The 19,874-nt window shown below is 62.2% G+C and carries 16 protein-coding genes; 7 read left to right on the top strand and 9 right to left on the bottom strand.

Translation table 11 applies throughout. The annotated features are described in order from the left end of the window. The first annotated feature begins 3 nt into the window (after positions 1-3). The 4 genes from JH25_RS15875 to JH25_RS15860 are packed head-to-tail and all read left to right on the top strand — an operon-like array spanning position 4 to position 2,793. Complete coding sequence (locus JH25_RS15875) at positions 4-885, top strand: type II secretion system F family protein (RefSeq protein ID WP_032878090.1); 882 nt, start codon at positions 4-6, stop codon at positions 883-885. 1 nt (position 886) lies between these two features. Beyond that, positions 887-1,774: a type II secretion system F family protein gene (locus tag JH25_RS15870; RefSeq protein ID WP_005784440.1), complete on the top strand. Its 888-nt coding sequence runs from the start codon at positions 887-889 to the stop codon at positions 1,772-1,774. Positions 1,775-1,784: 10 nt separating this feature from the next. Further along, a complete protein-coding gene (locus JH25_RS15865; protein WP_032878091.1) occupies positions 1,785-2,510 on the top strand; it encodes a tetratricopeptide repeat protein in 726 nt (241 codons plus the stop codon). Between the two features lie 10 nt (positions 2,511-2,520). Next, positions 2,521-2,793 carry a DUF3613 domain-containing protein gene (locus JH25_RS15860; RefSeq protein WP_032878092.1) on the top strand — a complete coding sequence of 91 codons (273 nt, stop codon included), beginning with the start codon at positions 2,521-2,523 and terminating at the stop codon, positions 2,791-2,793. Between the two features lie 75 nt (positions 2,794-2,868). Here the strand turns inward: JH25_RS15860 and JH25_RS15855 are convergent, their stop codons facing one another. Both JH25_RS15855 and JH25_RS15850 read right to left on the bottom strand, forming a co-directional pair. Next, a complete protein-coding gene (locus JH25_RS15855) occupies positions 2,869-3,654 on the bottom strand; it encodes a response regulator transcription factor (RefSeq protein WP_032878093.1) in 786 nt (261 codons plus the stop codon). A gap of 123 nt (positions 3,655-3,777) precedes the next feature. Then, complete coding sequence (locus JH25_RS15850) at positions 3,778-4,227, bottom strand: prepilin peptidase (protein ID WP_032878094.1); 450 nt, start codon at positions 4,225-4,227, stop codon at positions 3,778-3,780. A gap of 71 nt (positions 4,228-4,298) precedes the next feature. On the opposite strand from JH25_RS15850, the gene JH25_RS15845 reads away from it, so the two are divergent. Both JH25_RS15845 and JH25_RS15840 read left to right on the top strand, forming a co-directional pair. Next, positions 4,299-4,736, top strand: a complete 438-nt coding sequence (locus tag JH25_RS15845; RefSeq protein ID WP_032878095.1) for a TadE/TadG family type IV pilus assembly protein — start codon at positions 4,299-4,301, stop codon at positions 4,734-4,736. Continuing rightward, a complete protein-coding gene (locus JH25_RS15840) occupies positions 4,733-7,486 on the top strand; it encodes a PAS domain-containing sensor histidine kinase (RefSeq protein ID WP_032878097.1) in 2,754 nt (917 codons plus the stop codon). The genes JH25_RS15845 and JH25_RS15840 overlap by 4 nt, the downstream gene beginning before the upstream one ends. On the opposite strand, the gene JH25_RS15835 is transcribed toward JH25_RS15840, so the two are convergent. From JH25_RS15835 to pbpC, 6 genes are all read right to left on the bottom strand, one after another. After that, the gene (locus tag JH25_RS15835; protein ID WP_032878098.1) at positions 7,471-9,414 is read right to left on the bottom strand and encodes a pilus assembly protein TadG-related protein; all 1,944 of its coding nucleotides are present in this window, start codon (positions 9,412-9,414) and stop codon (positions 7,471-7,473) included. The genes JH25_RS15840 and JH25_RS15835 overlap by 16 nt on opposite strands. Before the next feature lie 128 nt (positions 9,415-9,542). Further along, positions 9,543-10,100, bottom strand: coding sequence for a DUF4136 domain-containing protein (locus tag JH25_RS15830; RefSeq protein ID WP_032878099.1), 558 nt, complete (start codon positions 10,098-10,100; stop codon positions 9,543-9,545). 44 nt (positions 10,101-10,144) lie between these two features. After that, complete coding sequence (locus tag JH25_RS15825; protein WP_032878100.1) at positions 10,145-10,747, bottom strand: DUF4136 domain-containing protein; 603 nt, start codon at positions 10,745-10,747, stop codon at positions 10,145-10,147. Between the two features lie 24 nt (positions 10,748-10,771). Further along, positions 10,772-11,521, bottom strand: a complete 750-nt coding sequence (locus tag JH25_RS15820; protein WP_032878102.1) for a methyltransferase — start codon at positions 11,519-11,521, stop codon at positions 10,772-10,774. After that, complete coding sequence (locus JH25_RS15815) at positions 11,514-11,822, bottom strand: MazG-like family protein (protein WP_003188211.1); 309 nt, start codon at positions 11,820-11,822, stop codon at positions 11,514-11,516. Before JH25_RS15815 ends, JH25_RS15820 begins: the two co-directional genes overlap by 8 nt. A gap of 161 nt (positions 11,823-11,983) precedes the next feature. Further along, positions 11,984-14,314, bottom strand: a complete 2,331-nt coding sequence (gene pbpC, locus JH25_RS15810) for a peptidoglycan glycosyltransferase PbpC (protein ID WP_050549357.1) — start codon at positions 14,312-14,314, stop codon at positions 11,984-11,986. A gap of 99 nt (positions 14,315-14,413) precedes the next feature. On the opposite strand from pbpC, the gene JH25_RS15805 reads away from it, so the two are divergent. After that, positions 14,414-14,704, top strand: a complete 291-nt coding sequence (locus JH25_RS15805) for a hypothetical protein (RefSeq protein ID WP_032878103.1) — start codon at positions 14,414-14,416, stop codon at positions 14,702-14,704. 138 nt (positions 14,705-14,842) lie between these two features. On the opposite strand, the gene JH25_RS15800 is transcribed toward JH25_RS15805, so the two are convergent. After that, positions 14,843-19,741, bottom strand: a complete 4,899-nt coding sequence (locus JH25_RS15800; RefSeq protein ID WP_032878104.1) for an alpha-2-macroglobulin family protein — start codon at positions 19,739-19,741, stop codon at positions 14,843-14,845. Between the last annotated feature and the right edge of the window lie 133 nt (positions 19,742-19,874).

A 19,874-nucleotide genomic window follows, 5' to 3' on the forward strand; every position in this document is an offset into this window, starting at 1 on the left:
ACCATGACCGGACTTATCTTGCTGCTCATCTGCATCCTGCTGATCAGCCTGTCGGTGTGGCTGTTCCAGCGCGGGCTGCGCCAGGCGGGCACCGACCGCGTGCTGGAGCGTCTCGCCGACGGCCAGCCGTTGCCCCAGGAACCGAACGGCAGCTGGATTGCGCTGGAGCGCATGTTCCAGCGTGCCGGCCTGGGCAAACCCACCGATCGCCTCGGGTTGTGGCTCTGTTGCTGGGCCGTGGGCATGTTGCTGGGCTACCTGCTGGCCGACTGGCTGGGTTTGCTCACCCTGTTGATAGCGCCGCCGCTGCTGCTGCGCTTGTACATTGCCTGGCGCTACCAGCGACGCGTGCAGCGCATGATCGAACAATTGCCGCAACTGCTGGACCACAGCGTGCGCAGCCTCAAGTCGGGCCGTACCCTCGCCGATGCCGTACTGGGTGCTATCGACAGCACCGAGGCGCCACTCAAGCAGGCCATGAGCCGCATCCAGCGCAACGTGCAGATGGGCGTAAGCCTGCCGGAATCTGTCAGCGACTTTGCCGAGTTCTATGAACGCGATGAGTTTCGCCTGTTTGCCCTGGGCTTGAAGGTCAACCACCGCTACGGCGGCAACGCCAGTGAATTGCTGGAGAACCTGATCAAGATGATTCGCGAGCGTGAGCAGGGCGCACGCCAACTCAAGGCCATGACCGGTGAAACACGCATGACCGCTTATGTGTTGGCGGGCTTGCCCATCGTCATGGTGGGCTACTTCCTGATGGTCAACCCGGGTTATCTGATGAGCATGTGGAATGACGGTACCGGGCGCTATTTGTTGCTGGCCGCGGTGGCGCTCGACATCACGGGCACCTTCGTCATGTGGCGCATGTTGCGGAGTATCTGAAATGGCGATTCTGATCAGCATCCTGCTGTTGCTCGCCGCCGTCGCCTTGATCGCCGGCAACCTGCTGGAGCAACGGCGGCGCCAGCGCATGGTCAGCCAGCGCCTGCAAGGCCACCTGACCCGCGAAGACAAACTCGGCAGCCTGATGCGCCAACTGGGCGCAAGCCAGGTGGCCCAGCGCTCGGTCAGCCTGGACAACGAAACACAGACCCTGCTCAACCGTGTGGGCTGGCGCAAGGCCAACCAACGCTCGATGTTTGCCGCCTGCCAGGTCGGCGTACCGATCGTGCTGCTGGGCCTGACCCTACTGGGCCAGCAACTGCTGTTCCCCCATGCCGGCTCGCCGTGGATCGCGCCGGCGGTGGCCCTGGGGATTGGTTACCTGCTGCCCAAGCGCGTCCTGGCCCTCAGCGCCAAATATCGCCAGGAACGCATTGCTCGGGAAATCTCCACGTTCATTCCGCTGCTGCGCATCCTGTTCGAATCCGGCATGGCGGTTGAGCAATCACTGCGAGTGTTGAGCACCGAAGCCCAGCGCCTGCTCCCTGACTTGACCCATGAACTGCGCCTGATCCTGGCGCGAGTCGACTCGGGCCTGGAGCTGTCCGAGGAGCTGGGCAAGACCGCGCGCCTGCTGGCGGTGGACGAGTTCACCGACACCTGCATCATTCTTCAGCAACTGATTCAGCAGGGCGGCGGCGCGATGAAGTCGCTGCTGGCGCTCAAGCAATTGCTCGATGACCGCCGCCTGACTCGCCTGCAGGAATACATCTCGAAAATGTCGGCGAAGATGTCGGTGGTGATGATGGTGTTCCTGTTTCCAGCCTTGCTGATTGTGCTCGGGGGCCCGGCCATGATCGCCATCTCCCGCGCCCTGAATAACTTCTGAGGAGTCTGTTATGAAGCCACTGATTGTCGCCATAAGCGTGCTGATGCTGGGTGGCTGCGCCAGTAATGGCCTGGCTCCGTGGGCCGGCTTGCTGGCGCCCGGCAGTTGCCCCAAACCCAGCTCGGACCAGGAGCTGTCCTTGAACCTGGCCGACGACATGGCCAACGAAGGCAAGCTGCACGCCAGCCTGGCCAACCTGCAAAACCTGCCCGCTACCTTGCCTCAGGTGCGCCAGCGCCAGGCCCGCGCCTATCGCCTGCTGGGCCGCACCGAGGCCGAGCCGTTGTACCGCAGTTTGCTCGGCACCTGCCTGGCCGCCGATGGCGAGCACGGCCTGGGGCAACTGGCATCGGCCAAGGGCGACAATGGCCAGGCCATGGCCCATCTGCAACGTGCGGCACGCCTGGCGCCCACCGACGAAAAAATCCGCAATGACTTGGGCGTGGTGTACCTCGATCAACTGCGCCTTGAAGACGCACGCTTTGAATTCATGACCGCCATCGAACTCAAGCAGAGCGATCAATTGGCGGCGGTGAACCTGGTGACCTTGCTGATTTACCAGGACAACTGGGAGCAGGCCGCAAAAGTGGTCGGCCAACTCGGGCTGAGCCCCGAGCAAGTGACGCAGGCCCAGGCACGCGCGCAACGCATCAAGGGTGCGGCTGCGGCAACGGTCCGTCCATCCAAAGACCAGGTAGCGGCCGTCAGCGACACGCTGCCGGCGTCTGTGAAATAGGGAGCCGATGATGAAACTCCATTACCTCGCCAGCCTCGCATTGCTGGCCCTGCCCTACGCAGCATCGGCCATCGAGGCTGGACCGTCTTCGCCGCAGCAGGCGGAAACAGAAAACTGGATGGCCCTGCAACTCAGCGGGCGCGCAGCCTCGGCCAACCCGCAAAAGACCACGCCGGCGGAACGCGAGCAGGCGCTGAAGCGCTGGCTGGACAGCAACAAGCATCCGATCCCGGAGTTCTTTGATCAGAAGGTGGGCGGGTCTGCGCAGAGCGGGAATAAATAGGGTGACTGTGGGAGGGGGCAAGCCCCCTCCCACATTGAATCTCTACCTGCTTTTGCTCTGCCGTTGACTGGGCTTTCAGTGCGCCGTCACCCGCTGGCCCATCGCCGAGTTGCTCGGTGACAACGCCAGCGCCAACTGTGTGCGATTGTGCATATGGGTCAGGCGCAGCACCTGGGACACATACAGCTTGACCGTGTTCTCGGTGATCCCCAGTTCACAGGCAATCTGGTAGTTGGTCTGCCCCTTGCCGACCAGGCGCGCCACGTCCAACTGGCGCGGAGACAACTGATTGAAGATCGCCGGGATTTCCACTGGCCCGGCTTCGTCAGCCATCGCCTCGCCGTCGCTGGCCTTGGGCGCCGGGTTGCGCCGCACCTTGTCCAGGTCCATATACAAGTCATTGATGGATTCGGACAGGTACTGCAACTTCTGGTTAAGCGTACCCAGTTGCAGGTCCTTTTGCCGCTCCTCCAATGCCGCTTCCTGGCGCTTGAGGCCTTCGAGCAGTTCATCCAGGTTGATCGGTTTCTGGTAGTAATCGGCGATCCCTGCACGCAGGGCCTTGATCACATCCTGCTTGTCGGCGCGCCCGGTGAGCATGATCGCTTCAAATGCACGATGCTTGCCGGCGACGCGTTGCAACGCCTGAACCAGTTCGATGCCATCCATGTCCGGCATATGCAGATCGCACAGCACCAGGCCGATCAGAGGGTCTTCGCTGAAACGCTCTATAGCTTGTTTGCTGGACTCGCACGGGACACAACGGTACCCGCTGCTTTCAAGAAATTCACAGAGCTCCTCTACGATTAACGGTTGGTCGTCGACTACGAGCACTTTTACTGCAGATGTAAGCTTGTTCACGCGCTACTCCATGCCTGGCAAGCCAAAAGGTGACCTATCCTTTCTGACGAAAAATCCCACAACCACTCATTAAACGTAGACGTACTTTCTGACTATGTACATACGACTAATCAACTCGAACGACTAGTGGATCCAAAGCCAGCAGGCGGCATAACCTGTCAGAACAAAGGGTGCAAAAGGCTGTTTTGTTGACACCTGCGCGTCCCGCTCTACATGGCTTGAGCTAAGCCCTTGATGCATAAGTGCCCAAGCCACCATGGCGATGCCCGCGCCAATCAGAGACCCCAGCAGATACTCGGTATTGGAGGCCAGGCCCAGGGCTGCCAACAACTTCACATCCCCGGCGCCGAAGCGGCCCAACGCATAACCCGGCAGGGTCAGGGCGAGCGCCAGCACCAGGGCCAGGCCGCCATCGCTGCGTGGAGCACCGAGCCACGTCGAGCCGGTCCATAGCAGGTAGATCAACGCCAGTAATCCGACGCCCAGGGTCAGCGTATTAGCAATTTGCCGCTCACGCATATCCTGTAAAGCGCACAGCCCCAACCACAGCAATATCACTACATTCTGGATCACGTAAAAAACATCCCTTTTTGCCGAATGATTCTATGCTGATATCAGGTACTCGCCTCAGGGTAGACGCAGTCATGAAATCAGGCCTCCCGAGAAAGCAAAAAGGTGCGGCGGCGATCGAGTTTGCCTTGGTCTTCGTAATCTTCTTTGCGGTGTTCTACGGCCTCCTCAGCTACAGCTTGCCGCTGCTGCTGATGCAGTCGTTCCACCAGGCGGCGGCAGAAGGCGTGCGCCGCAGTGTGTCACTGGACCCAGGCACCGCAGGCTATTCGGCTTTGGTTGTGCAGCGCGCCAAAGATGCAGCCCAGGCGCAGTTGAACTGGATCCCCGGCTCCTTGAATTTTTTGCCCGGCTACATCACCGCCACTTACACCAATAACTTGCTGACGGTGAAAATCACTTATCCATCAGCCAACATCAAAGCGGTATTGCCGGCCCTGGTATTGCCTGGCGTTGGCACCGTTCCGAACCTGCCCACCAACCTGACCGCTACCTCGAGCCTTCAGTTTTGACGACGGGGGATAAATTGTTCGCACGCCTGCGCGGGCGCAGCAGCGCCTTGGCCCTGGATGCCCCGGCAACGCCTGCGCCGGGCCTGCAGTTGCAACTGGACAACCTGGGCCAAGTGCTAAGCATTGCCGGTAGCCTGCGGCCTCTGCTCGACCAACACCTGGTCAACACGCCCAACCCGCCGTTGCGCACATTGCTGTGCCCAAGCAGCGCGCTGAGTGTCGAAGGTGCACCGCCGCAATGGCAACGACAGGGTCTGGACCTGGACTTTCAGGGTGCCGCCGGCCTGGTTCTGCACACCCGCGGCTGGCTTGAGCCAGAGGGCGACGGCTGGGCCCTGCGTCTGCTGGATGTCACCGACCTGCTGGCCGACCGGGCACGGATGCAACAGCGCGAACAGAACCATCAACTCGCTGGCCTGATGAGCGAACAACTGCGCGTGTGCAGCTTCAACCGCCTGCCACAGGTGTTCAACGAGCACCTGCGCAGCGTGGCCCAGCGCTGGCGCATACCTTGCGTAGCGATGGCGCTGCTCGACGAAGACGATCAGGGTTGGCGCATCTACAGCCAATACGCCGCCCATGATGCCCCGGCCCTGTGGCAAACCGGGCAACATCTTGGCACCAGCCTCGACAGCCTGAACGGCAACATGCCTCTGAACCTGGACATTGCCCTGGGCCGCAGCGAGAACCCGCGCCTGCACAGCATCTTCGGTAATGCCGGCGGATTGCTGGTGCCCTACCGCGACAGCCACGGCGTGGCGGCCTGGTTGTTGTGTGGCTGCTACGACGGCCAGGTGGATCACACCCGCGAACGTGACTGGCTCACCCTGTGCGCCGCCCTCGCCGCGCCACTGCTGAGCCGCCTGCGTGAACAGCGCCACCACCAACAACTGGAACGGGTGGAAGCCTTGCAGGGCCTGCTCGGCACCGGCTGGTGGGAACTGTTGCCCGCCACCCAAGAGATCCAGCTGGCGCCACAATTGCTGCGCAACCTGAGCCAGGAGGACGGCCCCACCCGCCAGGCCCTCGACACCTGGCTCGGATTGATCCACCCCGCCGACCGCCAAGCCCTCAATAGCCGTCTGCAAGATCTGCAAGCCCTGGGCAAGCCGTTGCTGACCAGCGTACGCCTGCAACGCACACAGGCCGAGCAGGCGCCGCTCTGGTATCGCATACAGGGGCAAGTGCTGGGCGTGGGCAGTGAGCGGCGCTGGATCGGCTTCATGCTCGACATCAGCGACATCAAGAACCAGCAACTGCAAGCCGCCTCCGCCCATGCGCGCCTGGACAACCTGATTGCCAGCTCACCGGCGGTGATCTATGTACAGCGCTACGTCAACGGCGCGCTGCACCCGGCGTTTTTCAGCGCCAGCCTGTTACCGCTGCTGGGCTGGACCTTGGCCGAGTGCAACCACGACACCCTGGCAACGCTGATCCACCCCGACGACCGCGAACTCTACTTTGAACGCACCCGCCAACTGCTGCGCGAAGGCACCGTGCGCAGCCGCTACCGGTTGCGCGATAAACAAGGCCATTACCACTGGCTGCTCGACGAAGCCAAGCTGTTGCGCGATGACCTCGGCCTGCCGGTGGAAGCCGTGGGCCTGTGGCTGGACGTGACCGAAGCGACCCTGGCGGCTGAGCAAGTGCGCCAGAGTGAGGAGCGCTACCGCATCCTGGTGGAAGACTCACCGGCAATGATCTGCCGCTACCGGCCCGACCTGATCCTGACCTTCGGCAACACGCCGCTGGCCAACTACCTGGAATGCCAGCCCGCCCAATTGCCGGGCATTGACCTAGGCCAATGGCTGTCGGATGAACAGCGCGCGTCCTTTGTGCAACGCATCGCGCGATTGACCCCCGAATTCCCGGTCAGCACCGCCGAGATCAGCCTGCAACTGCCCGGACGCGAACATGCCTGGTGGGTGTGGTCCGACCGTGGCGTGTTTGATCAGCAAGGCACCCTGGTGGAAGTGCAAGCCGTGGGCCGCGACAACACTGAAGTGCGCCGCTCACAACAACAACTGACCCAAAGCGCCAAAATGGCCACCCTCGGCGAAATGGCTACCGGCCTGGCCCATGAGATCAACCAGCCGCTGAACGTAATGCATATGGCCGTCGTCAACGTGCTCAAGCGCCTGGGCAATGGCGATGTGCAAATCGACTATCTCACCGAAAAACTCCAGCGCATCGACGCCCAGGTGCAACGCGCAGCCCGGGTGGTCGACCACATGCGCGTGTTCGGCCGTCGCTCGGAAATCGAGCAGCAACCGTTCGACCCGGCGCAAGCGCTGGAAGGCACCCTGGCGTTGCTCAGCGAAGGCTTGCGTGGCAAAGGTGTGGAAGTGCGCATCACACCTGCGGACTTTGCGGTGCAGGTCAAAGGCTACGTCGATCAGTTGGAACAGGTGCTGATCAACCTGATGGTCAACGCCCGCGACGCGCTGCTCAGCCAGCGCGAAAAGAATCCCGCACTGCGCCCCTGGATTGCCCTGTACAGCGAGCATGACCGCCACCATGTACGCATCTGGGTCGAAGACAACGCAGGCGGCATTGACCCGCGCTTGCTGGAACGGATTTTCGAGCCGTTCTTTACCACCAAGCCAATCGGCGTAGGCACCGGGCTGGGGCTCTCGGTGAGCTATGGGATTGTAGAAAACATGGGCGGGCGCCTGAGCGTCAGCAATGGCGAGGCGGGAGCGAAATTCTGCGTAGAACTGCCCATCGTCCAGGATCAGATCACCAGGTAAGCCCGGCCCATATGGCAGGTGAGGTTGGCGCCAACTTCGGCGTTGCCCAAGTTGATGCCCAAGGCACTGAGCAACGTGTTGACGATGGGATCAAGGATCGGCGACAGCACGTTCTGGATCAGCCCCACCACCGCCGTGGTGATTGTCGCCAGCAGCCCGGCGACGCCAGCCAGCGCACCGTTGGATACGCTGCCGCTGGGCGGTGCGTAAGTCACCTGCAAGCCATTTAAAGTCGCCGCCAGGCTACCGACGATATTGGCTGTGCCCGGCGCGAACTTATAGGTCGGCGGCGCATTCATCTCGGCAACCGGCGAAAACACCATCGTGCTGGTTTGCGCGGCAATGGTGGAGTTGGCCTTCAACAGCAAACCGCCCCCCACATTGGGTGTACGGGTGGGGCTGCACAACAGCGTCAGGACAACACAGTAGCGCTCGCCAAAATCGATCAGCCTGACAGGCTGCACATTGACAGGTGCGGATGAAGAAAAAGCCGCTACCGGATCCACCGTACCAACCGCCAGGGTAGCCAGGGACGTAGTGGTTTTCACCGTCAAGGATTTGGAGGCCGGCGAGTCGCAATTGAAGTCCGTGACATGGGTTTGCGCGCTGCCGGCTTCAATGTAAATGGCCAGCGACGTCGTAACATCAACATCAGCCACATTGCAGGCCACCAGGCATAGCACCCCTCCCACCACTGCCGGCAGGTTGAGGTTCAACAAGCCCTTGACCACTTGAGACACCGGCGTACCCAGCCCCGTCAATATGGAAGCCACGCCGGACACGGCCTTGATAATCGGCGCCTGTACGGTCACCAATGTGCGCACTTGCGCAGTACGCACAAAAATCTGATCGGTCGGAGGGACATTCAATAAGCCCTTCTTCGCCAATGCCGGATTGCCAATGGCCGACAACTGCGGCGGCTCAATGACTTTGGTCTGGATCGAAACGTTGCCCACCAACGGAACATTCAGTTGAGCCGCCGCACTCACAGCATTCTTGCTACTGGACAATTGCGCCACTGCCTCCAGCAGCTGAAACAATTGCACATTGCTGTTCAGCGCCGCTGTCGGCGTGCCAGTGGCGATGTCGATCAGGTCCCCCACCGTCAACAGCTTGGAATTAGGCGCAATCGCTTCAATAGAAATCACGTCATTGATCACCGACGTGACCGCCGCGCCGTTTTTCTGCAAGACCTTGACGGCGGCATCGATCAACTGGGTAGCGGAGACGGCGGTGTTAAGTAATGCATCGTAGTCTCCAGCCTTTACCTGCAAGTCGATCGCTAACTGGTCCAGATAACTGAGCAGGTTGACGTTGGTCTGCAACAAGCCGTTCCAACCGGCTGCCGTGAGCGACAGGTTGCCCCCCAGCAGGTTGCCGATGACCAGGTTCAGTATTGGCGACTTGCTCGAATCGACACTGGCCAGGCTGCTGCGGATCGACAACTGCGCTACCGGAGGAGGCGTCGCCGCGACAGCGGTGGCGCTCAGGTTGATTTGCGCGGTGATCGGCGCGCCACTAAAGAGGTTCCACAGACCGTTGGCGATGCTGCTCATCACCGTGCGCGAAGCCACCACGCGGATCGCGTCGCTCTTGGTGGCATCGGCGGTAAACACCCGAGTGTTCAGGGCGTTGGTGGCCAGGGTCCCGCACGTTACGGCCAAGGTGCGGCCATTGCCGACCACAAAACCATTGCGCGCAGCGTTTTGCGTGGCGTAGGCGTTGGCCGTGGTGTTGGCGCCGCACTGACCACCGAGGCCGGCCGCTTCCAGCGCCGAAGTATCGGCGACGGACTGCAGCTTGCGCTTTTCCAGATACAGACGCCCGCTGTCGACCGCCAGCAACGTAAACACCAGGGCCAAGGCCAAGGTGCCTGCCGCCATCAAGCCTATTGCCCCACGCTGCCTGGAACCGAATCGGGGAGACATCGAAGCACTCCTGCGCTAACTCACCGGGGTTGCACTGGAGTGTAGACAAGGGACAGGCAGGTTGCTGGCAACTCGCCACATTGACGACTGATAAAAGTTTCCCTCCCACATTAGTTATCCGATGTTGATTAGTGCGGAGGATAGTTGGAAAGGATTTTGGTCACCGTACTGCGGATGGCCTTGCTGCGATCTTCCGGATTAGGCGTGCTGGCCATCATTTGCTCGTCGCTGCCGCGCCACACCAGTTTGCCGTCCTTGCCGTCGAGCAGGTCGATCTGGATGGTCGCCACTTTATAGGTGATGTTGCGCGTTTCGTTGTACATCGGCGCGCCCCAGTAGCCATTCCATGGGCCGCCCCAGGCGCCGCCGTAGTTGGTGGTGACTTGTTGCTGGCGGTCTTCGACGATCAGGTACGCCTGTACATTCAGGTCGGCCTTGGTACCTGCCGCTGCCGGGCGCAGGCCGCGTTGGTCGAGTTGCTCGCCCACGGCCTGGCGGATGCGCTGCTCGGTGAGGTCGCTCTTGATCCGCGGGTCATCGGGGCGGTACTGCAACGCCGGGTCTTTCCAGGCCCAATTGCGGTAGGCGCCAAAGTCGCGGCTGGCGTCGAAATCGTGGTTGACCTGGTTGCTCTGGCAACCGCCCAGCAACACAACAACAGCAAGTGCAGCGATGCGACCCAACATGATGTTCTCCAGAAAACGACATGAACCTGAAATGAGAATAGCTGCTAACTGGGCGGATAGGCAGCCATTGCCTTCTGCATCGCCTTGCGCAAGCTATCGGCGCGCTCACTCAGGCTGCCCTGGCTGGTGGTTTCTGCGCTGGTGCTCCACACCGGCTGGCGGGTGCGGGCGTCGAACAGGCTGATGCGCGCCACCGCCACCGTCACTTCATAGGTGCGTACCACAGGCACTGTGTTGTACATGCCATAACCGTTGCCATAGCGGTTGTAGCCACTGTAGCCATACCCGTAATCGTCCTGGACCTGGCGCAGGCGCTTCTCCAGGCGCACATCGGCACTCACCAGCAGGTCGGGCACACGGTTGTCATGCAAGGGGCGCAGGCCGCGCTGGTCGAGGGCGCCGCTGACCGCCTCGGCAATCTGTGCCGAATCGGCCCAGGCCGTACCCGCCGGCAGTTGGCCGTTGAGCCAGCCCCAACTGCGATAGGCGCCATAGTCGCGTACTGGTGCCGGATAGGCGCTGGCATCAAAGGTCGTGGCCGCCTGCGCCGGAGCCGGCGGCATCGGCGCTGAAGCGGCGACGTAAGGGTTGGGGCTGGAGCACGCCCCCAGCCCCAGGGATAACAGGATTAAACCGAGACGACGCATTTCGACCTCCGCAGACTGGGCCGCTTAAACCGGACGGCAGATCCAGTGCAAATAACGCCCAAGCCCGGCAAAGCTTGGGTGACGACGATGAGCGAGCTCCATCTCCAACAAGTCCTGCAAATCGGCGCGGGCCTGGAATTCCATCGGCATGTAGTCGTGAAACACCCGCACCCCACTCTGGCTTTCGACCTGCCACAACCCTTCGAGTTGCGCCGCCAATTCCCGAGGGTCGAGCGGTTGCTGCGGCGTGAGGCTCTGCTTTTCACCGGCCATGTCGTTCTTGCGCATTTTGCGAAAGTGGCCTTTGAGCAGGTTGCGGTAAATCAACGCATCGCGGTTGTAGAACGCCAGGGACAACCAGCCGCCGGGCAGCGTCAACTGATGCAGCACCGGCAGGATGGCATGGGGTTCGGCCAACCATTCCAACACCGCGTGGCACACCACCAGATCGTAAGGCTCGGTGAGTTGGCCGAGCAAGTCTTGCCATGGCGCATGAATAAACGTCGCACTTTGGCCGGCGTCGGCAAAACGTTGGCGCGCACCGTCGAGCATCGGCTCAGCGGGTTCAGCCAAGGTCACCTGGTGGCCGCGCTCGGCCAGCCACAGCGACATATGCCCCAGGCCCGCGCCGATATCCAGCACGCGCAACGGACGATCAGGCAACGCTTCAAGCAAGTCAGCCTGAAGCACCGCCAGGCGAATCGCGCCCTTGGCGCCGCCATAGATTTTCTCGGCAAAACGCGTGGCCAACTGGTCGAAATGACGATCACTCATGGGCAAACCGCCGCTCGCTGTCGGCCAACTTGGCACGCACCACTTCATTCATGTCCAGGCCCAGCTCACTGCACAGCAACAGCAAGTACAGCACGATGTCACCGACTTCCTGGCCCGCATGGGCGAGTTTATCGGCGGGAAGCTGGCGGGATTGGTCTTCAGTAAGCCATTGGAAGATTTCCACCAGTTCGGCCATTTCCACACTGGCGGCCATGGCCAGGTTTTTCGGGCTGTGGAACTGCTTCCAGTCGTTGGTATCGCGGATGCGGTGCAGGCGTTCGGTGAGGTGTTCGAGGTTCATTGGGGGGCTCCTGAATGGGTATAGCTTCAGGGGGATGGGGATTGAAGGCAAGTGAATAGCGGGGGGGTTCTCAAGGGCGCTATCGGGAGCAAGCCCCCTCCCACACTCTGATTTGTGAACACATTTCAAAATGTGGGAGGGGGCTTGCCCCCGATGAGGCCCTAATCAACCACGCTAAACTCAAGCCTCGCAGTTTGCCCGGCCTCATCCAACACGCTGAGCTGATAGCGCCCCAGCCGCTCAAAACTGGCATTGATGCTGTCCTGATTGGCGCTGTCCCCCAACGGTGCGCCGTTGAGAAACCACCAGCGCCGACCGCTGCCGCCCAACGCGGAGATTTTCAGGCGCAAGGCTTGTTGGCTGGCCGCGGGCAGGCGCAACTGGTCGCCCTCGCGCACGCCCACAATGGACAATGGCGAAGCCGCAGCCAGCGCCGGTGGCGGGCAATCCGGGTCAGGCGCAGGAATGCGCGCTTCACGGCGCTCAACCCTTGGCAACCAGGGCTCCAGCGGCGCGGGCCACAGGGCAATATGCCTCGGCACCGCGCCAGGGCAATGGGCATCAACCCGCAAGCCCTTGGCATTGACCCAGATGCTCTCCATCAGCCCCACGCTCAAGGGTTGATCCAATGCCTGCAAGGTAGGCGGCGTAGTGTTGTCCAGGGTCCAGGCAAACCGCTGGCGCCGGCAATTGGGGTCACTGCGGGCCATGGGCTGGCCCAGCGGCCAACAGATTGCCGCCACGCCGATATTCGCCGGCACCGGTTTGACCGGGGCACTGATGCCGCGTTGGCTGTCGCGGTTGGTCAGCACGTCATGCACCTGCAGCATCAACGGCGCCGCCGACGCCAGGCCGAACTGGCCCGGCACGGGTGTGCCATCGGGCCTGCCAATCCAGACGCCGATCAAATAACGCGGGCCCACGCCAATCGCCCAGGCATCGCGAAAGCCATAACTGGTGCCGGTTTTCCACGCCAGCACCGGGCGTTGCACCAGCTCGGCACGCGGGTCGCGGTCGGGCCGTGCCTGGCCGCTGAGGATGCGCCGCACAATCCACGCAGCCCCCGGCGACAGCAAAGGCCGCTCCCTGAGCGCGTCCTCCGGCTGTAGTCGCAACGTCGCGCTTTTGCCATCACGGGCCAAGGCGCTGTAGCCGCTCACCAGGTCCTCCAGGCGACTGCCCGCGCCGCCGAGGATCAGCGCCAGGTTCGGCTCGGCCAGCGCCGGCAGCGCCAACGGCATGCCGCCGATGCGCATCTGTGCGGCAAAGCGCTTGGGCCCGTAGGCTTCCAACAGTTGCACCGCCGGCAGGTTCAACGAGCTGGACAGCGCCGTGCTCGCCGGCACCGCCCCGGTAAAGCCCATGGAAAAGTTGCCCGGCCGATAATCGCCGTAACGCCGGGGCACGTCCTGCAACAGGGACTCGGAGTGAATCAGGCCGTCGTCCAACGCCATGCCATACAGGAAAGGCTTCAGGGTCGAACCGGGCGAGCGCAGCGCACTGATCATGTCCACGTGGCCAAAACGCTTGGTGTCGTTGATATCCACCGAGCCCAGGTAGGCGCGCACTGCCATGCTTTCCTCTTCCACCACCAGAATCGCTGCCGAGGTGTGTTCCGGCAGGCGTGCACGCCAACCCAACAGGAGGTCTTCGAGGCGGCGTTGCAGGGTGGCGTCCAGGGTGGTGCGAATCAGCGGCGGGCTGTCGGGGCGGTTCAGACGCCGCGCCAGCAACGGCGCCAGGCTCGGTTCCAGGCGCGGGGCGAGCAGCAGCGGTTCTTGCAGGGCTTCATCAACCGCAGGCTGCGGCCACACCTGGAATTCAGCGAGGCGGCGCAGCACTTTGTCGCGGGCCTCCTGGGCACGTTGCGGATGACGGTCCGGACGCAAGCGACTGGGCGCCTGGGGCAATACCGCGAGCAAGGCGGCTTCGGCGTGGGTCAGTTGTGAGGGCGACTTGCCCAGATACGCCCAACTCGCCGCTGCCACGCCCTGCAGCGTGCCGCCGAAGGGCGCACGATTGAGGTAAAGGTTGAGGATTTCGTCCTTGGACAGGTGCCACTCCAACTGCGCGGTACGCCACAGTTGACGCAACTTGCCATGCAGGGTGCGTGAATGCGGGTCGAGCAAACGCGCCACCTGCATCGACAAGGTACTGCCGCCGGACACCACCCGTGCACCGGTCAGGTTTTGCCAGGTCGCGCGTACCAGCGCCAGCGGGTTTACCCCGGGGTGTTGGTAAAACCAGCGGTCTTCGTAAGTGAGCAGCGCGTCGAGATAATACGGCGACACCTCGCGCGTCTGCACCGGGTAGCGCCATACGCCGTTGGCATCGGCAAATCGCCACAGCGGCGTGCCATCTTCGGCCAGCACCACACGGGCCAGGTCGTCCTGGGGCAGGGGCAATGGCCAGATACGATCGGCCAGCCACAGCACGGCGATTACCAACAGCAGGCTCGCCAGGGTCCAGCGGGCAACAAAACGCAAATTCAAGCGGCTAAACCTCTATGCTTGTAGGGAACTAGCCACGCCCCATCGCGACAAAAGGCTCAGTGCTGGCAATTTCGTCCACTTATTCATCGAGACACACCTATGCAAGCAGACTTTTTTGGATGGCTGGGTAACACACTCGGCTTGATCATCCACTACATCATCGAGTTCTTCAGTGGGCTGTTCAATATGCTATCCAACGCCGGCGGCAACTTTGTCGATGGGATGTCTCGAGCGCTAGGCATGGACACCTCGATCATCAGCATCATCACCCTGATCGTCGGGTTGCTCTTCTTGTACTCGGCGGTACGCGCCTTTATGCGGGCCTCGATCATCGTGGGCATCATCTGGCTGCTGCTGGGCCTGTGGTTGCTGAGCTGGGTTGTGCACTGATTTATCTGACAGCCCCAATCCCTTGTAGGAGGGGGCTTGCTCCCGATAGCTGAGTGTCAGCCAATGATGTTGTGACTGATTCACCGCTATCGGGAGCAAGCCCCCTCCCACAAAAGCCCCCCACTTCAACTTCAGCGATCAGCGGCCCTTGATCACCATATCCGCCGGCGTCTCGCCCACCGCCTGCCAGTTCGGCCGATACATCGACTCCACTTGCGGCGGCGGCACGCGATAGGTGCCAGGCGTCACCGCACGTGCCAGGTACAGCAAGTGCGTGGTGCCGTAGCCGTCTAGGTTCATCGCCGCCACATAGCGATCATCCCTGAACTCCTGATGCTTGAGCGATGCGTTCTGCATCGACTCGCGCCACTCCTTCACCTGGCTGCTGGCGTTCTCCAGGCTCGCCGCGCTTTGTGCCAGGTTTTGGTTTTCCAGTTCCAGGCCGGCGGGCAGCAGGTCTACCACCAGGGCATCCGGCACGCGCTGCTTGGCACTGACGGCCAGGTGCACCAGCACCAGGTCGCCGCTGTCGAGGCTGCGCAGGTTCAACGGCTGGCCGTTCATGCCCAGGTATTCGCGGCGAATGCTCAGGTTCTCGCCGCCCGCTGCCGGTGGCAGTTGTGGGTAACCTGAAATAGTCAGCTGCTGGTAAACGGGGGTCTGGCCCTGATTGCTCAGGCTCAGGTCGCTGGATAGCAGCTTTTCATCCAGTTGCAGCGTGGACTGCTGGTTGTTCAGCTCCCGCGCCCCGCCACTGCCGGTCAGCGACACCTGCCAGTCAGCCTCGGGCTTGGCGAAGCCGAGCCGCCCGGCCAGGAACAGCGAGTTGCGCTCCTGAGTCGACAGATACGGGCTGGCCGCCAACTGGTCCGACAAGGTAAACAGGCGCTCTTCACGTTTGCCCTTGGCCAAGTCGTTTTCCTCCAGCAGCGCCAGGATCATCGCCTGATCGCGCAATGGGCTGCCGTAGTCGGCCAGCCATTCCTTGGCACTGCGCTGCGCCGCCAAACCGGCGAGCAAGGCTTGATCGGCACGCGGCTGGTCGCCCATTTTTTGCAAGGCGATGGCCAACTGCACCAATGGCAAGCCGGAGCGCGCATCACTGCGGCGTTCGAACAGGCTGCGCAAGGCACCCAACGGCGCCTGCTGACTGCGCGCCAGCACCATGCCGGCGTAGGCCTGTACGGCAAAACGCGTGTGCTCGGCGTTGTCGCTGTAGTCGACTTCAATAAGGTTGCGTTCCTGCACATACCGCAGCAACCGCTCGCTGGCCTTCTTCAAGGCTTCAGGCGGTACGGCAAACCCCTGGTCGCGGGCGCGCAGCAGGAAGTCGGTGACATAGGCGGTCAGCCAATATTCTTCCTCGCCGTCAGCGCCCCACAAGCCAAAGCTGCCGTTGTAGCGCTGCATCCCCAGCAGGCGTTCGATGCCCAACTCGATCTTGCGCTTGCGCTCGGCATCCGGTTCGCCCTTGATGCTCAGGCGCTTGAGCAGCGCATCATCGGCATAGAGCGACGGGTACAAGCCGCTGGCGGTTTGTTCCAGGCAGCCATAGGGGTAGGCCTTGAGCGCACTGATCTGTGCACCAAGGTTCAACGGCGGCCGGCTCGACAGGCTCAACAGCGCCTCACGCCCCGAGGCATCGAACTGATCGAGCGTGCCCGCCGGCAGGCTCCACGGCTGATCCTTGAGCACAGCGCGGTAATGCTTGAGCAAGGCCGGGTACGCCGGGCGCACGCCCAGGGTCCATTCGCGGCTGAACGGCGGCAGGTTTTCCCCCGGCAGGTCCAGGCCATTGACGGTGACCTTGACCTTGCCCTGGCCGAGACCGCCCCAGGCTTTTACCGGAATACGCAGGGTGGTGCGCTGGCCTTGCTTGAGCTCAACCGATTGCGCGCCGCCGTTGACCAGTTCCAACTGCCCTTGCGCGGTCAATTGCACATCGAGTTTCTGCGCCTTGCCCGACAGGTTGGAGAGGTCCAGGGCCAAGGTGGTCTGGTCGCCTCCGGCCAGGAAGCGCGGCGCCGACAGCTCGGCAATCAGCGGTGCGGCGATGACAGTCTTGCCCTCGGCCATGCCATAGCGATCATCGCTCCAGGCCTGGGCCATCAGGCGCAGTTCGCCGTTGAAGTCGGGGATATTGACGCTGACTTCGCCCTCGCCTTTGTCGTTCAGGGTCACCGGCGCGCTTTGCAGGGCAACGATGGTCACGCTGGTGTCCGGGCGCTTGCCGCCTTTGGCCAACGCCGCGTCACCGCCAAATGCCAGGCTGGCGAGGCGCCCCTGGCCGGCTTCGATCAACTGGCCGTAGATGTCGAACTGGTCGACGCCATAGGCTTTGCGGCCGAACAGGCTGGAATACGGATCAGGCGTGGGGTATTCGGTGATATTGAGGATGCCCACATCCACCGCCGCCAGCAGCACATGCACCTGTTGGGGCACGCTGCCATCGGCGTTTTTGGCGGCGATCTTCACCGTCAGAGGTTGTTTGGGGCGCATTTTTTCCGGTGCAGTGAGGGTCAGGCCGAGTTTGCGCTGGGTACGATCCAGCGGCAGGTGCAACAGGCCCACGGCACGTTTGGGGGTGATATTGGCTTTGCGCTCGCCGGGGCGAATCACCAGGGCGCTCACATACAGATCATGGCGCGACCATTTCGGGTCGAGCTTCACCGCAAAGCTTTTGCCTTCGGCCGGTACGTCGATCTCCTGCCACCACAGCGGGCCTTCGGCGGATTCCACCAAGAGGTAGCCTTTACCGGCAGCCGGTGGCGTGACGGTGACATTGGCGGTGTCGCCATCGCCATAGGCCGGTTTATCCAACGCCAGCTTGACCTGGTCGGGGCGCACGGCGCCGCCTTCGGTGTTGTCCTGGGCCTGGTAGCCGGCCCAGAAGCGCACGCTGCTGACCAGTCCGGTCTGCGGGTCTTCCACCTCGACACGGTACGGGCCCCACTCCACCTGGAAGCTGACCTTGGCGGTGTCGCCGGCCTTGATGTTCAGGCTCTGCTCATCGAGGTTGAGGAATTTCTCGTTGAAGTGATAGCTCCAGCCATCGTTCTCCGAGTAGTTCCAGTAGTAGTCACGGCGCTCACGCACCAGGCGCACCTTGAGGTTTTGCGCAGCTAGTTTCTGACCGTCCTGGTTGGCCACCAGCACTTCGAATTCCACCGGGCCATCGCCATTGGTTTCCTTGCCGTCAAACAACCCGCGCAGGCCCGGTAATTGCTCGGCCGGCCAGATCGGCTGCACCAGGCGTCGGGTGATGGGCCGCCCGCCGGACTCTTGCAGGCTGGCTTGCACAATCAGTTGCAACGGGGATTTGGCCTCGGCCCATTTGCTTTCCAGGGTCAGCGCTTGCTCGCCGTTGGCGTCGAGTACGCTTTCGTCCAGTTCGAAATCCTGGCTCAGCTCTTCTTCAGTGACGGAACCGAACTGGTACCCCGGCAAGGATTTGACCGCCTCACGCAGCGGGCGCACATAGACCTGGCCGCTGACCCGATTGCCGGATGCCGGTGCGCCGTACAGATAGCGCCCATTGACCTGAATGACCGGGTTCTCCGCCGGGCTCAGTGCGGTTTCGCTGCCCTTGAGTTCCAGTGCCAGGCGTTCGGGCAGGAAGTCTTCGACGAGGAATTCATACAGTTGCGGCTTGCCGTCACCCAGGTCAAATACCAACTGCCAGCGCCCGGTCGGTGCTTCGCCGGCCAGTTGCAGCGCGTATTGATACAGGCCGGAGGCATCAGCATCCCACACAAACTTGCGGCTCACCTGTTCATCCGGACGACGCACCTCGACGCTCACCGGCTGCGGCTTGACCGCGTTGCCATCCTTGTCGCGCAACAGCGCATTGAGCAGCACGGTTTCGCCGGGGCGATACAGGTCACGCGGGCCGAACACAAAGAACTGCAGCGGGTGGGACGGCTGCCCGCCGATATCGAACTCGGCCAAATCCAGCGCGGCGCTGTCCAGGCGCAACAGGCTGGTCTGCTCACCTTGTTTGGCCAGCAACACCTGGGCTTTTTTCGGCAGTGGCAGCTCGGCGTGACCACCGTCTTCAGTCTTGCCCTGGCCGAGTACGCGGCCTTCGGCATCGAGGATTTCCAGTTCGACGCCGTTCAGTGCCTTGCCGCCTTCCAACGCCTGGGTAAACACATCCAGGCGATTGGCATAGCGGTGCACCGACAGACCGATGTCACTCAAGGTAAACAGCGTGGCCGGTTGCGAATAGTTGTAGGTGCCCGAGGCACGCATCACCGCCAGGTACACGCCCGGCTGCTGCAATTGCTTGAGGCCGGCAATCGGCAGCAGCAGGGTTTCGCGAGTGTTGCGTGCCGGGTTCAGGTCGAAACGCCCACCGTAGACCAGCTCGGCCATTGGCAGCAGTTCACGGGACTCATAGCTTTGCAGACTGGTATTGCGCCCCCACTGCGCCAGGAACGACGGCAGGGATTCGGGCTTGATGCGGAAGAATTCGACGTCGATCTTGTCGACGTTCAGCGCGATCACCGGCAAGCCCTCGGCCAGGCGCGTCGGCAGCAACGTGCCACGGCTGGCAAAGCCCACGGTGGCTTGCAGGTCGCGCGTTTCCAGGCGGGCGCTGTATTCGGCGGGGAGGGTGTTGCCGTTGACTGCCTTCACCCCGGCGTCCACGGTCAGCACCAACTTGCGCTGCGGCTCCAGGTGGCGCAGGCGCAACTCCATCAGGTTATCGGAAAGCTCCCAGGCGCCATCGACCTTGCCGGACTTGCTGTCCACCAAGTGCAGCTTGTCGGCGAACTTCTGATCCGGGTCCAGAGGAATGGAAAAACTCACCGACAAGGTGCTGGCCCCGTCCAACTGCACCTCGGACACGTCCACCACGCTTAACTCGCGCCCGGCATAGCGCTGCTTCAGCGCCGCCACGTCGACCGCCGCCTTGGCGGGTTTGGGCACTACGCTTGCCGCGGCGGGTGCCGTCGGTGCAGCGGGCTTATCGGAAGAATCACAGGCGCTCAGCAGGGCCAGCGCACAAGCGAGGAACAGTCCTTTGTTAAGCATGGGGCACTCGTAGTCAGAGGGAACCGAGGGGTGAACTATATATCAGCGCCGCGCTGGCTGCTGCGGTGCCGGTCACATTGACCGACGGAGGGAAGTTTGGTTCTGGGTGCCTTCCGGGCTAAACCAAATCCCA

This window comes from Pseudomonas sp. BRG-100 (assembly GCF_000737955.1).
In the GTDB taxonomy this organism is placed as follows: Bacteria; Pseudomonadota; Gammaproteobacteria; order Pseudomonadales; family Pseudomonadaceae; genus Aquipseudomonas; species Aquipseudomonas synxantha_A.